This window comes from Pseudomonas taiwanensis DSM 21245, assembly GCF_000425785.1.
In the GTDB taxonomy this organism is placed as follows: Bacteria; Pseudomonadota; Gammaproteobacteria; order Pseudomonadales; family Pseudomonadaceae; genus Aquipseudomonas; species Aquipseudomonas taiwanensis.
This window is the reverse complement of the sequence record NZ_KE384450.1, coordinates 128,734-146,569: the sequence shown is the minus strand read 5'-3', so window position 1 is coordinate 146,569 and position 17,836 is coordinate 128,734. Positions and strand designations below refer to the sequence as shown.

Genomic DNA, 17,836 nt, shown 5'->3' with positions numbered 1-17,836 from the left:
AATGCCGCAGACCCATGAGCCGACGGCAGCGATCCATGTCCACCATAGCAGACAACCTTTCCGCCCTCGCCAACCGCATCGAAAGCGCGGCACGGGCTGCCGGCCGTGAGCCGGCCAGCGTCCAACTGCTGGCCGTGAGCAAGACCAAACCGGCCAGTGCCATCCGCGAGATCCATGCCGCCGGTGTCCGCGACGTCGGCGAAAACTACCTGCAGGAAGCCCTGGCCAAACAGGACGAACTGCGCGACCTGCCCTTGATCTGGCACTTCATCGGCCCCATTCAGTCGAACAAGACCAAAGCCATCGCCGAGCACTTCGACTGGGTACATTCCGTGGACCGCCTGAAAATCGCTCAACGCTTGTCCGAACAACGGCCTGCCGGCCTAGCGCCGCTCAACATCTGCCTGCAGGTGAACGTCAGCGGCGAGGACAGCAAGTCTGGCTGCGCTCCGGCCGACTTGCCTGCGCTGGCAAAGGCGGTGGCTGCGCTGCCCAACCTGCGCCTGCGTGGCCTGATGGCGATTCCCGAACCCACCGAAGACCGCGCAGCCCAGGAGGCGGCCTTCGCCAGCCTGCGCCGTTTGCAGGAAGGCCTGGACCTTGATTGCGACACCTTGTCCATGGGCATGAGCCACGATCTCGAAGCGGCCATCGCTCAGGGAGCGACCTGGGTGCGCATTGGCACCGCCCTGTTCGGCGCGCGCAATTACGGCCCCGCCTGATTCCATGCTTTACTCACTCTTTCCCTCAAGGACCTGACATGAGCAAGACACGTATTGCCTTCATCGGCGCCGGCAACATGGCTGCCAGCCTGATCGGCGGCCTGCGCGCCCAGGGCCTGGACGCCTCGCAGATCCGCGCCAGCGACCCAGGTGCCGAAACCCGCGCCCGCGTTCAGGCCGAGCACGGTATCGAAACCTTCGAAAAAAACGCCCAGGCCATCGACGGTGCCGATGTGATCGTCCTGGCCGTCAAGCCGCAGGTCATGAAGGCCGTTTGCGAGGCGCTGTCCCCTGACCTCAAAGCAGGCCAACTGATCGTCTCCATCGCCGCCGGCATCACCTGCGCCAGCCTGCAAGCCTGGCTCGGCCCGCGCCCGGTTGTGCGCTGCATGCCCAATACACCGGCACTGCTGCGCCAGGGTGTGAGCGGCCTGTATGCCACCCAGGAAGTCTCCGACGTGCAACGCCAGCAGGCCGAGCAACTGCTGTCCGCCGTTGGCATCGCCCTGTGGCTCGATGAAGAACAGCAACTGGATGCGGTAACCGCTGTTTCCGGCAGCGGCCCGGCCTATTTCTTCCTGCTGATTGAGGCCATGACCGCCGCTGGTGAAAAACTCGGCCTGCCGCGCGAAACCGCCTCCAAGCTGACCCTGCAAACAGCGCTGGGTGCCGCACACATGGCCGTATCCAGCGATGTCGATGCCGCCGAACTGCGCCGCCGTGTCACCTCGCCTGCCGGCACCACCGAAGCGGCCATCAAGTCGTTCCAGGCAAACGGCTTCGAAGCCATCGTGGAACAGGCGCTGGAAGCAGCGGCGAAACGTTCCGCCGAACTGGCCGAACAATTGGGCAAATAAGGAGCTTTTGATGAATGCACTGTCCGGCGCCTTGATTTTCGTGGTGCAGACCCTGGTCAGCCTGTACCTGGTGATCGTCCTGCTGCGCTTCGTGCTGCAACTGGTCAAGGCCAACTTCTACAACCCGCTGTGCCAGTTCGCGGTGCGCGCTACCCAGCCACTGCTCAAGCCGATTCGCCGCATCATCCCCAGCGTCGGTGGCCTGGATACATCCTCGCTGCTGCTGTCGGTGGTCATCCAGGCACTGCTGATGGGCTTCGTGCTGATGGTCACCTACGGGACCTTCGGCGATATCCTGCACCTGCTGATGTGGGCGATCATCGGTATCACCTCGCTGTTCCTGAAGATCTTCTGGGTGGCGATGATCGTGATGGTGATCGTTTCCTGGGTCGCACCGAACAGCCACAACCCTGCCGCCGAACTGGCCTACCAGATCAGCGAGCCGGTGCTGGCACCGTTCCGCCGTATCGTGCCGAACCTTGGCGGCATGGACATCTCGCCGATCTTCGCCTTCCTGGCCATCCAGGTGGTCCAGTCGTTCGTCATGCCTCCGCTGGCGGCCTACGCGGGCATGCCACAAGAGCTGTGGCGGATGATCTGACCCTGGGTGATACCTGGCGGCAAGCCTTCGCTTGCCGCTAGGGGTAGCGCTCTTTAGACTTACGCCTCCGTCAAGCGTGAGCAGGGTCGATGTCCACTGTCCTTCCCGAAGATTCCGTCGGTCTGGTAACACCGCAAATTGCCCGGTTCGATGAACCGTTGGCCTTGGCCTGTGGCCGCTCCCTCGCCAGCTATGAGCTGGTATTCGAGACCTATGGCACCCTGAACGCCAGCGCGAGCAATGCCGTGCTGATCTGCCATGCGTTGTCTGGCCATCACCATGCCGCAGGCTACCATGCCGTCACCGACCGCAAGCCGGGCTGGTGGGACAGTTGCATCGGCCCTGGCAAACCGATCGATACCAACCGCTTCTTCGTCGTCAGCCTGAACAACCTGGGCGGCTGTAACGGTAGCACTGGCCCCAGCAGCATCAACCCTGCCAGCGGCAAGCCTTATGGCGCCGACTTCCCGGTCCTCACGGTGGAAGACTGGGTACACAGCCAGGCGCGCCTGGCCGATCGTCTGGGCATCCGGCAGTGGGCCGCGGTCGTGGGCGGCAGCCTCGGCGGCATGCAGGCCTTGCAGTGGACCATCACCTACCCCGACCGCGTGCGCCATTGCGTCGACATCGCATCGGCCCCCAAGCTGTCGGCGCAGAACATCGCGTTCAACGAAGTCGCTCGCCAGGCCATCCTCACCGACCCCGAGTTCCACGGTGGCTCGTTCCAGGACCAGGGCGTGATCCCCAAGCGCGGCCTGATGCTGGCCCGCATGGTGGGCCACATCACCTACCTGTCCGATGACTCGATGGGTGAGAAATTCGGGCGCGAGCTCAAGAGCGACAAGCTCAACTACGACTTCCACAGCGTCGAATTCCAGGTCGAGAGCTACCTGCGTTACCAGGGTGAAGAGTTCTCCGGCCGCTTCGACGCCAACACCTACCTGCTGATGACGAAGGCGCTGGACTACTTCGACCCCGCCGCCGCCCACGGTGGCGACCTCGCGGCGACCCTGGCCCACGTCAAGGCCGACTATTGCATCATGTCGTTCACGACCGACTGGCGCTTCTCGCCGGCCCGCTCACGGGAGATCGTCGATGCCCTGATGGCCGCACGCAAGAACGTCTGCTACCTGGATATCGACTCACCCTATGGGCACGATGCCTTCCTGATCCCGACACCTCGGTACATTCAGGGCTTCTCGAACTACATGAACCGCATCGCCATCTGAGGACAGCATGAGAGCCGATCTGGAAATCATCCACGACTGGATCCCCGCCGGTAGCCGGGTACTCGACCTGGGCTGCGGTAATGGCGAGCTGCTGGCTTCGCTGCGTGATCGCAAGCAAGTCACTGGCTACGGCCTTGAGATCGACGCCGACAACATCGCCGCTTGCGTGGCCAAAGGGGTCAACGTCATCGAGCAGGACCTGGACAAAGGCCTGGGCAACTTCGCCAGCAACAGCTTCGATGTGGTCATCATGACCCAGGCCCTGCAGGCGGTGGAATACCCCGACCGCATCCTCGACGAGATGCTGCGCGTGGGCCGCCAATGCATCATCACCTTCCCCAACTTCGGCCACTGGCGCTGCCGTTGGTACCTGGCGACCAAAGGCCGCATGCCGGTATCGGACTTCATGCCATATACCTGGTACAACACGCCGAACATCCACTTCTGCACCTTCGCCGACTTCGAAGAGCTGTGCCGCGAACGCCACGCCAAGGTTCTCGACCGCCTGGCGGTCGACCATTTGCACCGCAATGGGTGGGGTGGACGGCTTTGGCCTAATCTTCTAGGTGAAATCGGCATTTATCGCGTTAGCAGCCCTGGCCTGCAGGAGCACCAGCTGGCCGTCTGACGCCCACCGGAGGAATGCACCATGCGTCGACTCGCCCTGTTCCTGATCAGCCTGTGCCTGGCCCTGCCGGTACTGGCTGCCGATGCCGCCAAACCCGATCGCAAGGAAGTATTCGGTGATGTGACGGTCCACTACAGCGCCTTTACCTCGAGCATGCTGCAACCGGAAATCGCCGCCGCCACCGGGCTTACCCGCAGCAAGAACCAAGGCGTGCTGAACATTGCCGTACTCAAGGCCAGCAAGCCAGCGACAGCCGTCGTCAGCGGCACGGTGAAAGACCTGACCGGACGTAGCAGCCCGTTGTCGTTCAAGCAAATCACCGACCGGGGTGCCGTGTACTACATCGCCCAGTTCAAGATCGAACAGGCGGAGACCCTGACATTCGATGTGAATGTCGAAACCGGTGGCGTCAGCCATAAACTCAGCTTCAACCAGGAAGTGTTCCCAGGCGAATGATGAATTTCCAGCAACTCGTATTGGCCAGCCACAACGCCGGCAAGCTCAAGGAACTCCAAGCCATGCTTGGAGCCTCCGTCCAACTGCGCTCGATTGGCGAGTTCAGCCAGGTAGAACCCGAAGAGACCGGCCTGTCGTTCGTCGAAAACGCCATTCTCAAGGCACGTAACGCAGCACGCATCTCCGGCCTGCCGGCCTTGGCCGACGACTCGGGCCTGGCTGTGGACTTTCTTGGCGGTGCACCAGGCATCTACTCGGCGCGCTACGCCGACGGCAAGGGCGACGCAGCCAACAATGCCAAGCTGCTCGAAGCCCTGAAAGACGTCCCACAGGAGCAGCGTGGCGCCCAGTTCGTCTGCGTGCTGGCTCTTGTGCGTCATGCCGACGATCCACTGCCGATCCTGTGTGAAGGCCTGTGGCACGGACAGATCCTGTTCGAGGCCAGTGGCGAACATGGGTTTGGCTACGACCCGCTGTTCTGGGTGCCGGAGCGCAACTGTTCGAGCGCCGAACTGCCTCCTGTAGAGAAGAACCAGCTTAGCCACCGCGCCCGCGCCATGGCCCTGCTGCGTCAACGTCTGGGCCTGGCATGACCGATACGCTGTCCACCCGACCGCACCTGCCGGGTGCGGCGGGTTTCGCCGTGCTACCGCCGCTGGCGCTGTACATCCATATTCCATGGTGTGTACGTAAATGCCCTTACTGCGACTTCAACTCCCACGCTGCCGGGCCTGATTTGCCGGAAGAAGCCTATGTCGACGCACTGCTGACCGATCTCGACCAGGAGTTGGTGGCGGTACAAGGCCGTCCAATCAGCTCGATCTTCTTCGGCGGCGGCACCCCAAGCCTGTTCAGCGCCAACGCCCTAGGCCGCCTTCTGCGTGGCGCCGAGCGGCGCATTCCGTTCGCGGCGGATATCGAAATCACCCTGGAGGCCAACCCAGGCACCTTCGAGCAGGAGAAGTTCAAGGCTTACCGACAGACCGGGATCAACCGCCTGTCCATCGGTGTGCAAAGCTTCCAGCCGGCCAAGCTCGAAGCACTGGGGCGTATCCACAATGGCGATGAAGCGATCCGCGCTGCCGGCATGGCACGGGCTGCAGGCTTCGACAACTTCAACATGGACCTGATGCACGGCTTGCCTGACCAGTCGCTGGAAGACGCACTGGGCGATCTGCGCCAGGCCATCGACCTGGGGCCGACGCACCTGTCGTGGTACCAGTTGACTGTCGAGCCGAACACGGTGTTCTGGAACCAGCCGCCCGAGTTACCGGAAGATGACATTCTCTGGGATATCCAGGAGGCAGGCCAGGCCCTGATGGCCAGCAATGGCTTCGCCCAGTACGAGGTGTCCGCCTATGCCCAGCCGGGCCGACCGGCCAGACACAACCTCAACTACTGGCGCTTTGGCGACTTCATCGGCATTGGTGCAGGTGCCCATGGCAAGCTGACCTTCGCCGACGGACGCATCCTGCGAACCTGGAAAACCCGGCTGCCCAAGGACTACCTGAACCTGGCCAAACCGTTCAAGGCCGGCGAGAAGCTACTGCCAGCCGACGAGTTGCCGTTCGAGTTCCTGATGAACGCCCTGCGCCTGACCCAGGGCGTTGAAGCCGAGCTGTTCACCCAGCGCACCGGCCTGCCGCTGGAACAGCTGGCCGATGCGCGTAGCGCCGCCGAACAAAAGGGCCTTTTGCAGGTCGAACCGGATCGACTGGTGGCCACGCCGCGGGGCCAGTTGTTCCTCAATGACCTGCTGCAGTATTTCTTGACCTAAGGATGACCCATGGATCTGGTACTTGATCTGCTCGCGACCGTTTCTCGCTGGAGCCGCAGCAACCTGTCGGAAATCTCCCTGGCGCTGGTAGGCTGCCTGCTGGTGCTGTTTGGCACCGATATCAAAGGCTGGGTGGAACAACGCCTGGGCGGTCTGGCTGGCGCTCTGCGTGTGCCGTTCATGGCCTTGCTGGTGATGATTGGCAGCGGCGCGGCGCTGATCTACGCCACGCCATGGGTGGTGAAAGGGCTTGGCCAGTTCAACAACTATGCGCTGGCACCGGTACTTCTGGTGGTGCTGGTATTGATTGGCGTGGTGGCTGATCGCCGGGGCTAGAACCTGCCAAAACGGTCCCCAGACACACGCTCTGCGGGAAGTTTCTGAGCGTTGACCCTAGGCTGCCTAGGATGATGTTGCCAAGTGGGCGTTTTCAGTGAGTTCCTTGAGCGAAGAATACTCAGTCCCTTCGCTTGCATAAACCGCCTCTCTCAAGGCGGTTTTTTCGCCTGTATTCCTACAAGTGCCAGCAGATGAAGGCTGAAACAGCCGATCAATCCACCTTCTCGAACTTCAAGTCCCAAACCCCGTGCCCCAAGCGCTCACCACGGCGCTCGAACTTGGTGATCGGACGTTCTGGCGGACGAGGAATGTAGGCACCATCGGTGGCCTGGTTGCGGTAACCCGGTGCAGCGCTCATCACTTCCAGCATGTACTCAGCGTACGGTTCCCAGTCGGTGGCCATGTGGAACACGCCACCCGGCTTGAGCTTGCGCCTCACCAGCTCGGCGAACTCCAGCTGCACGATGCGCCGCTTGTGATGGCGCGCCTTGTGCCACGGGTCGGGGAAGAACAGCATCAGGCGGTCGAGGCTGTTGTCGGCCACGCAACGGTTGAGCACTTCGATGGCATCGCAGTCATACACCCGCAGGTTCTTCAGGCCCTGGGTCAGCACGCCGTTGAGCAACGCGCCAACACCGGGACGGTGCACTTCGACACCGATGAAGTCCTGCTCAGGGGCAGCGGCAGCCATTTCCAGCAGGGAATGCCCCATGCCGAAGCCGATTTCGAGGGTGCGCGGGGCCGAGCGGCCGAACACCTGGTCGTAGTCCACAGGGCTGTCGGCCAGCGGCAGGATGAACAACGGGCCACCCTGGTCCAGGCCGCGTTGCTGGCCTTCGGTCATGCGCCCGGCGCGCATCACGAAACTCTTGATGCGGCGGTGGGGGCGCGCTTCGCCGTCAGCAGTGCTCGGCGTATCTTGCGATTCAGTCATCAGGGGCTCTTACTTGATCAGACCTTCCAGCGGCGAAGAGGCGCTGGCATAGAGTTTTTTTGGCATACGCCCGGCGAGGTAAGCCATCCGACCCGCGACAATGGCATGCTTCATGGCTTCAGCCATCAGTACCGGTTGCTGGGCATGGGCGATGGCCGAGTTCATCAGCACAGCTTCGCAGCCCATTTCCATGGCGATGGTGGCATCGGATGCAGTGCCTACACCGGCATCGACCAGCACGGGAACCTTGGACTCTTCCAGGATGATCTGCAGGTTGTAAGGGTTGCAGATACCCAGGCCGGTGCCGATCAGGCCAGCCAGCGGCATCACCGCGATGCAGCCGGCTTCGGCCAGCTGGCGAGCGATGATCGGGTCGTCGCTGGTGTAGACCATCACGTCGAAACCGTCCTTGACCAGCACTTCAGCGGCCTTGAGGGTTTCGATCACGTTGGGGAACAGGGTCTTCTGGTCCGCCAGCACTTCCAGCTTGACCAGGTTGTGGCCATCGAGCAGTTCGCGCGCCAGGCGGCAGGTGCGCACGGCTTCTACCGCGTCGTAGCAACCAGCGGTGTTCGGCAGGATGGTGTAGCGATCCGGTGGCAGCACGTCGAGCAGATTCGGCTCACCTGGGTTCTGGCCGAGGTTGGTGCGACGCACGGCGACGGTGACGATTTCGGCACCCGAGGCCTCGATGGCCAGGCGGGTTTCTTCCATGTCACGGTACTTGCCGGTACCGACCAGCAGGCGCGACTGGAAAGTACGTCCGGCCAGAGTGAAAGGCTTGTCGCTACGAACGTTGCTCATCGTTGTTCCTCGGGAAAAGGTTGCGGGACTTGCAGGTGAATTGCCAAACCGGGCTTAACCACCACCGATGGCGTGGACCACTTCGACCTGGTCGCCGTCATTGAGCAGCGTGGTGTCATGCTGGCTACGCGGCACGATATCCAGGTTGAGTTCCACCGCTACCCGGCGCCCAGCCAGTTCCAGGCGGGTCAGCAGGGCCGCGACGCTCTCGCCAGCGGGCAGTTCGTAAGGTTCACCGTTCAGTTGAATGCGCATGCGCACGGCCACCATTGTGCTTTGGGGACCCGCATTCTAGCGCTGATCGACGCTTCAACCCAAGGCCGGCGGACACCATTAGTCGTGAGAGTGGACCGTTCGGTCAACCCAAACGCCAGGCTGCCAGGCCCAGGCACAGCCAACCGGCGAGAAAGCACAGACCGCCGATGGGGGTGATCATGCCCAGTTTGCCCAACCCACTCAGGGTAAGCACATACAGGCTGCCGGAAAACAACAGGATACCCACGGCGAACAGACCGCCCGCCCAACCCACCAGACGCCCTGGCAGGTGCGCCGAGAGCACGGCCACGCCAAGGATCGCCAGGGCATGCACCAATTGGTAGGTGACGCCAGTCTGGAAGACCGACAAATAGTCAGCCGTCAGGCGGCTTTTCAACCCGTGCGCGGCGAATGCGCCCAGGGCGACACCGGTAAAGCCGAAAAAGGCAGCGAGCATCAGGAAGCTGCGAAGCATGGGACGACTCCTTGTATCGGGTCTGTATAATGGCCCGTTCAACCGGTCCGGCCAAGCTATCACCATGCTGTCATCCTTCCTTCGCCGCTTCGCCCGCGCCCTGCTCTGGTTCGCCGCCGGCAGTGTCGTGCTGGTGCTGGTGTTTCGCTGGGTACCGCCGCCAGGCACGGCGTTGATGGTCGAACGCAAGGTCCAGTCCTGGTTCAATGGCGAACCCATCGACCTGCAGCGTGACTGGGAGCCATGGGATAGGATTTCCGATGAGCTCAAAGTGGCGGTCATTGCCGGCGAGGATCAGAAGTTCGCCAGCCATTGGGGCTTCGACATTCCCGCCATACAGGCAGCGCTGGCCTACAACGAGCGTGGCGGCAATATTCGCGGGGCGAGCACCCTGACGCAGCAAGTCGCCAAGAACCTGTTCCTGTGGTCCGGGCGCAGTTGGCTGCGCAAAGGGCTGGAGGCTTGGTTTACAGCGCTGATCGAATTGTTCTGGTCCAAGGAGCGAATCCTGGAGGTCTACCTGAACAGCGCCGAATGGGGCAAAGGCGTATTCGGCGCCCAGGCTGCGGCGCGCTACCACTTTGGCATCGACGCCAGCCGCTTGAGCCGCCAGCAGGCCGCGCAACTGGCCGCAGTGCTGCCCAGCCCTCTCAAATGGAGCGCCAGCCGGCCGAGCGCCTATGTGGCCAGCCGAGCCGGGTGGATTCGCCGCCAGATGAGCCAGCTGGGCGGACCCAGCTACCTGATGCAGCTGGACGCTTCCCGCAGGCCGTAAGCCGATTGGCAGGATCCGAACACACAAAAAAGCCGCTGCCCCTCCTCGGGACAGCGGCTTTTCGCTGCAAGCAGGCTTGATCAGACGGTGATCAATGCCTTGACCTTGTTCATCGCGTTCTTTTCCAGCTGGCGAATCCGCTCCGCCGACACGCTGTACTTGTCCGCCAATTCATGCAAGGTCGCTTTTTCCTCGGCCAGCCAGCGCTGGTAGAGAATGTCGCGGCTACGTTCGTCCAGGCCTTGCAGGGCTTCGTGCAGGTTGCTGGTGGAGTTGTCACTCCAGTCGGCATCCTCCAGCTGCACAGCCGGGTCGTAACGGTGGTCTTCCAGATAATGCGCAGGCGACTGGAAGGCGCTGTCATCGTCGGCTTCGGCCGCTGGATCGAACGCCATGTCCTGGCCGCTCAGGCGGCTTTCCATCTCGCGCACTTCACGCGGCTCGACACCCAGGCTCTCGGCCACACGATGAACTTCATCGTTGTTCAGCCAGGCCAGACGCTTCTTCTGGCTGCGCAGGTTGAAGAACAGCTTGCGCTGGGCCTTGGTGGTCGCCACCTTGACGATGCGCCAGTTGCGCAGGATGAATTCGTGGATCTCTGCCTTGATCCAGTGCACCGCGAACGATACCAAGCGCACGCCCATTTCCGGATTGAAGCGCTTGACTGCCTTCATCAGGCCGACGTTGCCTTCCTGGATGAGGTCAGCTTGGGCCAACCCGTAACCGGCATAGCTACGGGCGATGTGTACCACGAAACGCAGGTGGGCCATCACCATTTGCCGAGCGGCCTCAAGATCCTGCTCATAGTAGAGACGCTCGGCCAGATCACGCTCCTGCTCGACAGTCAGCAGTGGAATGCTGTTGACCGTGTGCACGTAGGCTTCCAGGTTTGCACCAGGAACCAGGGCATAGGCAGGTTGCAACGATGTGGTCATTCAAGAACCTCCGACTTTCAAAACTCGCGCCTTGTGAGCGCTGCCAACATTGACCCGGAACGACGGTACAAGTTCCAAAATGAAAAAAATGTCAATGCTGGCACGAAAAAACTATCGTGGCGCCAGCTCGTTCAAATGGCGGGCCACCGCGATCCATGCACCGATATACCCCAACAGTACCGCACCAATCAAGAGCGAAAAACCATCGGACGCTGGCACACCCCCCAGCGCGAAATCACTGCCATACAGCCCGGAGAGCCCTACAACGGCCTCGTTCAGCCAATTCAGGCCGAAAGCCAGTATGCCCCAGGCCAGCAGGCCCGCACCCAGCCCGTACAGGGCGCCCATGTAGAGGAAAGGCCGGCGTACGTAGCTGTCGGTGCCGCCGACCAGCTTGATCACTTCGATCTCGACCCGACGGTTTTCAATATGTAGACGAATTGTGTTACCGATTACTAAAAGCAGCGCAGAAATCAGCATGACGGCCAGGCCAAAGACGAATCGGTCGCCGAGCTTGAGGATCGCCGCCAGACGCTCGACCCACACCAGGTCAAGCTGCGCCACCTCGACCCGAGGCAGTTCGGACAGACGTTGGCGCAGGGCCTCCAGAGCAGGCTTGTCGACTTCGGTCGGGGTCACCACCACCACGCCCGGAAGCGGGTTGTCGGGCAGCTCGCGCAGCGCCTCGCCCAGCCCGGACTGCTGCTGGAACTCCTCGAGCGCCTGCTCCCGACTGACATACTGGGCATCGGCCACCCCAGGCATGGCTTTGATATCGTCACGCAGGGCTTCCCCCGCCTTGCTGCCGGCATCCAGCTTGAGGTACAGCGAAATCTGCGCTGCACGCTGCCAGGAGCCACCCAGTTTTTCGACGTTCTTCAACAGCAGCGACAAGCCCATGGGCATGCTCAATGCCACGGCCATCACCAGGCAGGTGAAGAAGCTACCGATCGGCTGTTTGCCCAGGCGGCGCAGGCTGTCGGCCAGGCTGGCGCGGTGGCTTTCCAGCCAGGCGTGCAGCAGGGTGCGGAAATCCGGACCGTCATCGTCGTGTTCGCCGGGCTTTTTCTTCGCTGGCGCAGGGTCAGCAGCCTTGGGTGCGACCCGTTCGGACACCTTCGGTGTACGTGTAGTGCTCATTGCCCGGCCTCCCCATCGCCGATCAAACGACCGCGCTGCAGGGTCAGCATGCGGTGGCGCATGCGCGCGATCAGTGCCAGGTCATGGCTGGCGATCAAAACTGTGGTGCCCAGGCGGTTGATGTCCTCGAACACCCCCATGATTTCCGCGGCCAGACGTGGGTCGAGGTTACCGGTAGGTTCGTCGGCCAGCAGCAAGGCTGGCTGGTGGACGATGGCGCGGGCGATCCCCACGCGCTGTTGCTGACCGGTAGACAGGTCGGCTGGGAACAGCTCGCCCTTGTCAGTCAGTGACACACGCTCCAGCGCCGAGTCCACGCGCTTGGCGATCTCGGCCTTGGACAACCCGAGAATCTGCAGCGGCAATGCGATGTTGTTGAATACCGTGCGATCGAACAACAACTGGTGGTTCTGGAACACCACGCCGATCTGCCGGCGCAGGAACGGGATCTGCGAGTTGCTGATCTGGCCCAGGTCCTGGCCTGCCAGCATCAGCTTGCCGCTGGTCGGACGCTCCATGGCCAGCAGCAGGCGCAGCAAGGTGCTCTTGCCCGCGCCCGAGTGGCCCGTGACGAACAGGAACTCGCCCCGGCGCGCCCGGAAACTCAGCTCATGCAAGCCGACATGGCCATTGGGATAGCGCTTGGCAACCTGCTCGAATCGGATCATGGGTGCTCTCGCTCGGCGAACAAGGCTTTGACGAAGGGTTCAGCCTCGAAGGTGCGCAGGTCGTCGATGCCTTCACCGACACCAATGAAGCGGATCGGAATGTTGAACTGCTTGGCCAGGGCGAAAATCACCCCACCCTTGGCGGTGCCGTCCAGCTTGGTCAATGCCAGGCCGGTCAGTTCGACGCTCTGATTGAAGTACTTGGCCTGGCTGATAGCGTTCTGTCCAGTGCCGGCATCGAGTACCAGCAGCACCTCGTGTGGCGCCTCGGCGTCGAGCTTGCCAATCACCCGACGGACCTTCTTCAGCTCCTCCATCAGGTTGTCCTTGGTGTGCAAGCGGCCCGCGGTATCGGCGATCAACACATCGACGCCACGGGCCTTGGCGGCCTGCACGGCGTCGAAAATCACCGAAGCCGAATCAGCGCCGGTGTGCTGCGCGATCACCGGAATCTGGTTGCGCTCACCCCATACCTGCAGCTGCTCCACAGCGGCGGCGCGGAAGGTATCGCCGGCGGCCAACATGACCTTCTTGCCTTCGAGCTGCAGCTTCTTGGCCAACTTGCCGATGGTGGTGGTCTTGCCCGCACCGTTCACGCCGACCACGAGGATCACGTAGGGTTTGTTCTGGGCCTGGACTTTCAGCGGTTGCTCGACCGGACGCAGCAGGGCGGCCAGCTCTTCCTGCAACGACTTGTACAGTGCATCGGCGTCAGCCAGCTGCTTGCGGGCGACCTTCTGGGTAAGGTTCTGAACGATGGTCGAGGTGGCTTCGACACCCACGTCGGCGGTCAGCAGGCGGGTTTCGATCTCATCGAGCAGGTCGTCGTCGATGGCCTTCTTGCCCAGGAACAGGCTGGCCATGCCTTCGCCGATGCTGGCGCTGGTCTTCGACAGCCCCTGCTTGAGGCGAGCGAAGAAGCCTGGCTTGGACTGTTCGACGACGACCGGGGTGGGCTCGGGCTCGACAGGCGTTGGTGCTGGGGTCGCAACCGGAGCCGGGGCAGATGCAGGCACGGGAGCCGCGACCGGGGCAGCAGGCGCCAGGGTTTGCGCAGCGGGGCGCACCGGGATGGCTGGTGGCGCCTTCGGTTCGAGGTCCGGGACCAAGGCCACAGGCTCTTCGGCAACCGGCAGCACCAGGTTGCTGACCGGAGCCGCGGGCTCGTCCGGCTGCGCAGTCTCTACTGGCGCCGCTTGCAGCGGCATGGAGGCGACCGGCTCGGGCGTCGCGGCCTGCAGGGGCTGGGAAGCCACAGGCTCAGGTTGCGGAGCCTGCAGCGGTTGGGACGCTACCGGCTCGGGCACGGACGCTTCGACCACGGGCAACACCGGCTCGACCGGAGCGACCGGAGCGACCGGAGGCTGCTCGACGGCGGGCTGCGGTGCTACCGGCTCGGCGGCCTGCGGCTCCTGCGCTTGAGGCTCAGGCGTTTGTGGCTGTTCGGCGACAGGTTGCTGCGGCTTCTTGCGAAACCAGCTGAACAGGCCTTTTTTCTCGCCAGCCTCGGCCGGCGCTTTTTTGTCGTCGTTGGAACCAAACATGGAAGACGGCTATCTCAGGGTAGCGATGGGCCAGCACTTGGCGCATCGGGAATTCTCTAAACGCAGAACAGACTATTTTGAATCCGGCTGGTTCATGCGCAATGTTTTGTCGTAGGTCCTGCAGGCCAGAACGGCGACAGGCATGGTCGCCAGGCAACCGGATCAGTATCCTAGCACCTCCTGGCCTACTGACGCTAAACCCAGCGGGCCGCCGAACAGGTTAAACACCGTATGAATGCTCTAGCCCGCCGCGCCGCTGGCCTGTTGCTCGGCACGCTCTGCCTGCCCCTCGCGGCCCTGGCCGCCGATGTGCAACCCACCCACGAGTTCATCCTCGACAACGGCCTGAAAGTGGTCGTTCGCGAGGACCATCGCGCCCCGGTGGTGGTCTCGCAGATCTGGTACAAGGTTGGCTCCAGCTACGAGACACCGGGCCAGACCGGCTTGTCCCATGCCCTCGAACACATGATGTTCAAAGGCAGCGCCAAGATCGGACCCGGCGAGGCCTCGCGCATCCTGCGGGACCTCGGTGCCGAGGAAAACGCCTTCACCAGCGACGACTACACCGCCTACTACCAGGTACTTGCCCGCGATCGGCTGCCGGTGGCCATGGAGCTGGAAGCCGACCGCCTGGCCAGTCTGCGCCTGCCCGCCGACGAGTTCGCACGCGAAATCGAGGTCATCAAGGAAGAACGCCGCCTGCGCACCGACGATCAACCCAGTTCGAAGGCGTTCGAGCTGTTTCGCGCCATGGCCTATCCGGCCAGCGGCTATCACACCCCGACCATCGGCTGGATGGCCGACCTCGAACGCATGAAGGTCGAGGAGCTCCGCCATTGGTACGAATCCTGGTACGCCCCGAACAACGCCACCCTGGTAGTGGTGGGCGATGTCACCGCCGATGAGGTCAAGGGCCTGGCACAGAAGTATTTCGGCAGCATCCCCAAGCGCACCGTGCCATCGGCCAAGCTGCCGCTGGAGTTGGCCAAACCAGGCTACCGCCAGCTGACCCTGCACGTACGCACCCAACTGCCAAGCCTGATCTACGGGTTCAACGTGCCTGGATTGGCCACCGCCAAGGACCCGCGCACCGTACATGCCCTGCGCCTGATCTCGGCCCTGCTCGACGGCGGCTACAGCGCGCGCATGCCGGCACGCCTGGAGCGTGGCCAGGAATTGGTCGCCGGCGCGTCGTCCAGCTACAACGCCTTCACACGCGGCGACAGCCTGTTCCTGATCTCGGCTACTCCGAACGTGCAGAAGCAGAAAACGCTCGAAGAAGTGGAAAAAGGCATCTGGCAACTGCTCGACGAGCTCAAGACCACTCCGCCCAGCGCCGAAGAGTTGGAGCGCGTACGTGCCCAGGTCATCGCCGGTCTGGTCTACGACCGCGATTCCATCAGCAGCCAGGCCACCACCATTGGTCAACTGGAGACCGTTGGCTTGTCCTGGAAGCTGATCGACAGCGAACTGGACGAGCTCAAGCGCGTGACACCGCAAGACCTGCAGAACGCCGCACGCACTTATTTCACCCGCGAACGCCTGAGCGTTGCCCACGTACTGCCTGAGGAGTCCGCTCATGAGTGATCGCAGCGCACCACGCTACACGCTGATCGGTACGGGCATCATTGCCTTGGTAGTGGCGATGGCCGCTGTCCTGGCGCGCCCGGCCCAGTCCGAGGCAGAGCCTCCTGCGGCGCGCCCTGCAAACACTCTGCAATCGCTGGCCGATCTGGACGGCAAGGCGCCAAGCCGGCGTCAGCTGAACATCCAGAACTGGACCACCGCCGAAGGCGCCCGCGTGCTGTTCGTCGAAGCCCGCGAGCTGCCCATGTTCGACCTGCGCGTGACCTTCGCCGCCGGCAGCAGCCAGGATGGCGACACCCCTGGCCTGGCCGCCCTGACCAACGCCATGCTCAACGAAGGCGTGGCCGGCAAGGACGTGACCGCCATCGCCGAAGGCTTCGAGGGACTGGGCGCGGACTTTGGCAATGGTTCCTACCGCGACATGGCAGTGGCCTCGCTGCGCAGCCTGAGTGCCAAGGACAAGCGTGACCCTGCACTCAAGCTGTTCGCCGAAGTGGCGGGCAAGCCGACCTTCCCCGAAGAGGCTCTCAAGCGCATCAAGAACCAGCTGCTGGCCGGTTTCGAGTACGAAAAGCAGAACCCTGGCAAGATCGCCGGCAAGGCCCTGTTCGCCAAGCTCTATGGTGACCACCCGTATGCTCACCCCAGCGACGGTACGGCACAGAGTGTGCCCGGTATCACGCTGGAACAGCTTCGCGCCTTCCATGCCAAGGCCTATACCGCCGGTAACGCGGTCATAGCCCTGGTTGGTGACCTCAGCCGCAGCGAGGCCGAAGCCATCGCCGAACAAGTGTCCTCGGCCCTGCCCAAGGGCCCCGCGCTGGCGAAACCCGCCGAGCCTGCGGAGCCCAAGGCTGGGTTGACCCATATCGACTTCCCATCCAAGCAGACTCACCTGATGCTGGCCGAACTGGGCATCGACCGTCAGGACCCGGACTGGCCAGCCCTTTCGTTGGGCAACCAGATCCTCGGCGGAGGGGCCTTCGGCACCCGGTTGATGAGCGAAGTGCGCGAGAAGCGCGGCCTGACCTACGGGGTCTACTCCGTGTTTAGCCCAATGCAGGTACGCGGCCCCTTCATGATCAACCTGCAAACCCGCGCCGAACTCAGCGAGGGCACCCTAAAGCTGGTCCAGGACATCCTTGCCGAATACCTGAAAAACGGTCCGACGCAGCAGGAACTGGATGACGCCAAGCGCGAACTGGCCGGCAGTTTCCCACTGTCCAACGCCAGCAACGCGAGCATCGTTGGCCAGTTGGGTGCTATCGGTTTCTACAACTTGCCCCTGACTTGGCTGGAGGACTTCATGCAGCAGTCCCAGGCCCTGACCGTCGAGCAGGTCAAGGCGGCCATGAACAAACACCTGTCGGCCGACAAATTGGTTATCGTCACCGCTGGCCCGAAAGTGGCGCAGAAGCCGCTGCCGGCCCCCACTGATAAACCCGCCGAGCCACCGCTCGGCGTACCGGAGCATTAATGCCAAGACCCACCCCACCCGCCCGCCCCAACCAGGGCCAAAGCAAGGGCCAGGGCTACCTGCGCATCATCGCCGGCGAGTGGCGCAGCCGGCGCCTGGCGGTACCTGAAGGCGATGGCCTGCGCCCCACCACCGACCGGGTACGTGAAACCCTGTTCAACTGGCTGGCGCCCTACATCGAAGGCGCCCGGGTGCTGGATGCCTTCACCGGCAGTGGCGCCTTGGTACTGGAAGCCTTGTCCCGTGGCGCGGAGGATGCCGTGGCACTGGACAGCAACCCGGCAGCCATCAGCAATCTGAAGAACAACCTGGAGATCCTGCGCTGCCCACGCGGGCAGATCCTGCAGACCGACGCCCTGCGCTACCTGCAAGGCCCGACCAAGCAGCAGTTCGATGTGGTGTTTCTCGACCCACCCTTCCACCAGGACCTGCTGGCAAACGCCTGCAATCTGCTGGAACAAGGCAACTGGCTGCGCGAACAGGCGTGGATCTATACCGAGAGCGAAGCTGCCCCGTCGACCCTGCAATTGCCTGCCAACTGGCGCCTGCACCGAGAGAAGAAAACCGGCCAGGTGCATTACGCCCTATGGCAGCGAGGCTGAGGCCTGTGGCCCGTCGCCATAAGTAAGTAAC

General features: G+C 62.8%; 21 protein-coding genes. 13 read left to right on the top strand and 8 right to left on the bottom strand.

Going from position 1 to position 17,836, the window contains the following annotated elements:
* The first annotated feature begins 35 nt into the window (after nt 1-35).
* The 9 genes from H620_RS0119640 (at nt 36) to H620_RS0119600 (ending at nt 6,606) form a co-directional block, all read left to right on the top strand.
* The gene (locus H620_RS0119640) at nt 36-722 is read left to right on the top strand and encodes a YggS family pyridoxal phosphate-dependent enzyme (protein ID WP_023378212.1); all 687 of its coding nucleotides are present in this window, start codon (nt 36-38) and stop codon (nt 720-722) included.
* 38 nt (nt 723-760) lie between these two features.
* Nucleotides 761-1,579 carry a pyrroline-5-carboxylate reductase gene (gene proC, locus H620_RS0119635; RefSeq protein ID WP_023378211.1) on the top strand — a complete coding sequence of 273 codons (819 nt, stop codon included), beginning with the start codon at nt 761-763 and terminating at the stop codon, nt 1,577-1,579.
* Between the two features lie 10 nt (nt 1,580-1,589).
* On the top strand, nt 1,590-2,180 hold the full coding sequence (locus tag H620_RS0119630; protein WP_023378210.1) for a YggT family protein: 591 nt from the start codon (nt 1,590-1,592) through the stop codon (nt 2,178-2,180).
* 89 nt (nt 2,181-2,269) lie between these two features.
* Nucleotides 2,270-3,409: a homoserine O-succinyltransferase MetX gene (metX, locus tag H620_RS0119625; protein ID WP_027907907.1), complete on the top strand. Its 1,140-nt coding sequence runs from the start codon at nt 2,270-2,272 to the stop codon at nt 3,407-3,409.
* Nucleotides 3,410-3,416: 7 nt separating this feature from the next.
* On the top strand, nt 3,417-4,037 hold the full coding sequence (metW, locus tag H620_RS0119620; RefSeq protein WP_023378208.1) for a methionine biosynthesis protein MetW: 621 nt from the start codon (nt 3,417-3,419) through the stop codon (nt 4,035-4,037).
* A gap of 21 nt (nt 4,038-4,058) precedes the next feature.
* Nucleotides 4,059-4,493, top strand: coding sequence for a DUF4426 domain-containing protein (locus H620_RS0119615; RefSeq protein WP_023378207.1), 435 nt, complete (start codon nt 4,059-4,061; stop codon nt 4,491-4,493).
* Nucleotides 4,490-5,086 carry an RdgB/HAM1 family non-canonical purine NTP pyrophosphatase gene (gene rdgB, locus H620_RS0119610; protein WP_023378205.1) on the top strand — a complete coding sequence of 199 codons (597 nt, stop codon included), beginning with the start codon at nt 4,490-4,492 and terminating at the stop codon, nt 5,084-5,086. The genes H620_RS0119615 and rdgB overlap by 4 nt, the downstream gene beginning before the upstream one ends.
* Nucleotides 5,083-6,270 (top strand): radical SAM family heme chaperone HemW, encoded by a 1,188-nt coding sequence (gene hemW / locus H620_RS0119605; protein WP_027907905.1) that lies wholly within the window; start codon nt 5,083-5,085, stop codon nt 6,268-6,270. The genes rdgB and hemW overlap by 4 nt, the downstream gene beginning before the upstream one ends.
* Nucleotides 6,271-6,279: 9 nt before the next feature.
* Nucleotides 6,280-6,606, top strand: a complete 327-nt coding sequence (locus H620_RS0119600) for a DUF3392 family protein (protein WP_023378203.1) — start codon at nt 6,280-6,282, stop codon at nt 6,604-6,606.
* A gap of 214 nt (nt 6,607-6,820) precedes the next feature.
* On the opposite strand, the gene trmB is transcribed toward H620_RS0119600, so the two are convergent.
* The 4 genes from trmB to H620_RS0119580 all read right to left on the bottom strand — a co-directional run bounded on the left by trmB (nt 6,821) and on the right by H620_RS0119580 (nt 9,077).
* Entirely contained in the window at nt 6,821-7,543 is a 723-nt protein-coding gene (gene trmB / locus H620_RS0119595) for a tRNA (guanosine(46)-N7)-methyltransferase TrmB (RefSeq protein ID WP_027907904.1), read from the bottom strand.
* Between the two features lie 9 nt (nt 7,544-7,552).
* A complete protein-coding gene (locus H620_RS0119590; protein WP_023378201.1) occupies nt 7,553-8,347 on the bottom strand; it encodes a thiazole synthase in 795 nt (264 codons plus the stop codon).
* A gap of 54 nt (nt 8,348-8,401) precedes the next feature.
* Nucleotides 8,402-8,602, bottom strand: coding sequence for a sulfur carrier protein ThiS (gene thiS / locus H620_RS0119585; RefSeq protein ID WP_023378200.1), 201 nt, complete (start codon nt 8,600-8,602; stop codon nt 8,402-8,404).
* A 103-nt stretch (nt 8,603-8,705) separates the two neighbouring features.
* Nucleotides 8,706-9,077 carry a DUF423 domain-containing protein gene (locus H620_RS0119580; RefSeq protein ID WP_023378199.1) on the bottom strand — a complete coding sequence of 124 codons (372 nt, stop codon included), beginning with the start codon at nt 9,075-9,077 and terminating at the stop codon, nt 8,706-8,708.
* A 64-nt stretch (nt 9,078-9,141) separates the two neighbouring features.
* Here H620_RS0119580 and mtgA point away from each other — a divergent pair, with 64 nt between their 5' ends.
* Entirely contained in the window at nt 9,142-9,852 is a 711-nt protein-coding gene (gene mtgA / locus H620_RS0119575; protein ID WP_027907902.1) for a monofunctional biosynthetic peptidoglycan transglycosylase, read from the top strand.
* 80 nt (nt 9,853-9,932) lie between these two features.
* Here the strand turns inward: mtgA and rpoH are convergent, their stop codons facing one another.
* From rpoH to ftsY, 4 genes are all read right to left on the bottom strand, one after another.
* Nucleotides 9,933-10,787, bottom strand: a complete 855-nt coding sequence (rpoH, locus tag H620_RS0119570; protein ID WP_023378197.1) for an RNA polymerase sigma factor RpoH — start codon at nt 10,785-10,787, stop codon at nt 9,933-9,935.
* A 111-nt stretch (nt 10,788-10,898) separates the two neighbouring features.
* Nucleotides 10,899-11,927: a permease-like cell division protein FtsX gene (gene ftsX / locus H620_RS0119565; RefSeq protein ID WP_023378196.1), complete on the bottom strand. Its 1,029-nt coding sequence runs from the start codon at nt 11,925-11,927 to the stop codon at nt 10,899-10,901.
* A complete protein-coding gene (gene ftsE, locus H620_RS0119560; RefSeq protein WP_023378195.1) occupies nt 11,924-12,595 on the bottom strand; it encodes a cell division ATP-binding protein FtsE in 672 nt (223 codons plus the stop codon). Before ftsE ends, ftsX begins: the two co-directional genes overlap by 4 nt.
* The gene (ftsY, locus tag H620_RS0119555; RefSeq protein ID WP_027907901.1) at nt 12,592-14,139 is read right to left on the bottom strand and encodes a signal recognition particle-docking protein FtsY; all 1,548 of its coding nucleotides are present in this window, start codon (nt 14,137-14,139) and stop codon (nt 12,592-12,594) included. Before ftsY ends, ftsE begins: the two co-directional genes overlap by 4 nt.
* 231 nt (nt 14,140-14,370) lie before the next feature.
* Here ftsY and H620_RS0119545 point away from each other — a divergent pair, with 231 nt between their 5' ends.
* From H620_RS0119545 to rsmD, 3 genes are read left to right on the top strand one after another with little or no spacing between them, the layout of a single operon-like run.
* The gene (locus H620_RS0119545; RefSeq protein ID WP_023378193.1) at nt 14,371-15,726 is read left to right on the top strand and encodes a M16 family metallopeptidase; all 1,356 of its coding nucleotides are present in this window, start codon (nt 14,371-14,373) and stop codon (nt 15,724-15,726) included.
* On the top strand, nt 15,719-17,203 hold the full coding sequence (locus tag H620_RS0119540; protein ID WP_027907900.1) for a M16 family metallopeptidase: 1,485 nt from the start codon (nt 15,719-15,721) through the stop codon (nt 17,201-17,203). The genes H620_RS0119545 and H620_RS0119540 overlap by 8 nt, the downstream gene beginning before the upstream one ends.
* The gene (rsmD, locus tag H620_RS0119535) at nt 17,203-17,805 is read left to right on the top strand and encodes a 16S rRNA (guanine(966)-N(2))-methyltransferase RsmD (RefSeq protein ID WP_023378191.1); all 603 of its coding nucleotides are present in this window, start codon (nt 17,203-17,205) and stop codon (nt 17,803-17,805) included. The genes H620_RS0119540 and rsmD overlap by 1 nt, the downstream gene beginning before the upstream one ends.
* Nucleotides 17,806-17,836 lie beyond the last annotated feature (31 nt).

Coding starts and splice junctions, on each gene's coding strand:
- H620_RS0119640 (WP_023378212.1), top strand. CDS start 36: ATGTCCACCATAGCAGACAACCTTTCCGCCCTCGCCAACCGCATCGAA.
- rdgB (WP_023378205.1), top strand. CDS start 4,490: ATGATGAATTTCCAGCAACTCGTATTGGCCAGCCACAACGCCGGCAAG.
- proC (WP_023378211.1), top strand. CDS start 761: ATGAGCAAGACACGTATTGCCTTCATCGGCGCCGGCAACATGGCTGCC.
- metW (WP_023378208.1), top strand. CDS start 3,417: ATGAGAGCCGATCTGGAAATCATCCACGACTGGATCCCCGCCGGTAGC.
- mtgA (WP_027907902.1), top strand. CDS start 9,142: ATGCTGTCATCCTTCCTTCGCCGCTTCGCCCGCGCCCTGCTCTGGTTC.
- ftsE (WP_023378195.1), bottom strand. CDS start 12,595: ATGATCCGATTCGAGCAGGTTGCCAAGCGCTATCCCAATGGCCATGTC.
- H620_RS0119540 (WP_027907900.1), top strand. CDS start 15,719: ATGAGTGATCGCAGCGCACCACGCTACACGCTGATCGGTACGGGCATC.
- H620_RS0119590 (WP_023378201.1), bottom strand. CDS start 8,347: ATGAGCAACGTTCGTAGCGACAAGCCTTTCACTCTGGCCGGACGTACT.
- H620_RS0119600 (WP_023378203.1), top strand. CDS start 6,280: ATGGATCTGGTACTTGATCTGCTCGCGACCGTTTCTCGCTGGAGCCGC.
- H620_RS0119630 (WP_023378210.1), top strand. CDS start 1,590: ATGAATGCACTGTCCGGCGCCTTGATTTTCGTGGTGCAGACCCTGGTC.
- H620_RS0119615 (WP_023378207.1), top strand. CDS start 4,059: ATGCGTCGACTCGCCCTGTTCCTGATCAGCCTGTGCCTGGCCCTGCCG.
- thiS (WP_023378200.1), bottom strand. CDS start 8,602: ATGCGCATTCAACTGAACGGTGAACCTTACGAACTGCCCGCTGGCGAG.
- H620_RS0119580 (WP_023378199.1), bottom strand. CDS start 9,077: ATGCTTCGCAGCTTCCTGATGCTCGCTGCCTTTTTCGGCTTTACCGGT.
- ftsX (WP_023378196.1), bottom strand. CDS start 11,927: ATGAGCACTACACGTACACCGAAGGTGTCCGAACGGGTCGCACCCAAG.
- ftsY (WP_027907901.1), bottom strand. CDS start 14,139: ATGTTTGGTTCCAACGACGACAAAAAAGCGCCGGCCGAGGCTGGCGAG.
- rpoH (WP_023378197.1), bottom strand. CDS start 10,787: ATGACCACATCGTTGCAACCTGCCTATGCCCTGGTTCCTGGTGCAAAC.
- trmB (WP_027907904.1), bottom strand. CDS start 7,543: ATGACTGAATCGCAAGATACGCCGAGCACTGCTGACGGCGAAGCGCGC.
- H620_RS0119545 (WP_023378193.1), top strand. CDS start 14,371: ATGAATGCTCTAGCCCGCCGCGCCGCTGGCCTGTTGCTCGGCACGCTC.
- rsmD (WP_023378191.1), top strand. CDS start 17,203: ATGCCAAGACCCACCCCACCCGCCCGCCCCAACCAGGGCCAAAGCAAG.
- metX (WP_027907907.1), top strand. CDS start 2,270: ATGTCCACTGTCCTTCCCGAAGATTCCGTCGGTCTGGTAACACCGCAA.
- hemW (WP_027907905.1), top strand. CDS start 5,083: ATGACCGATACGCTGTCCACCCGACCGCACCTGCCGGGTGCGGCGGGT.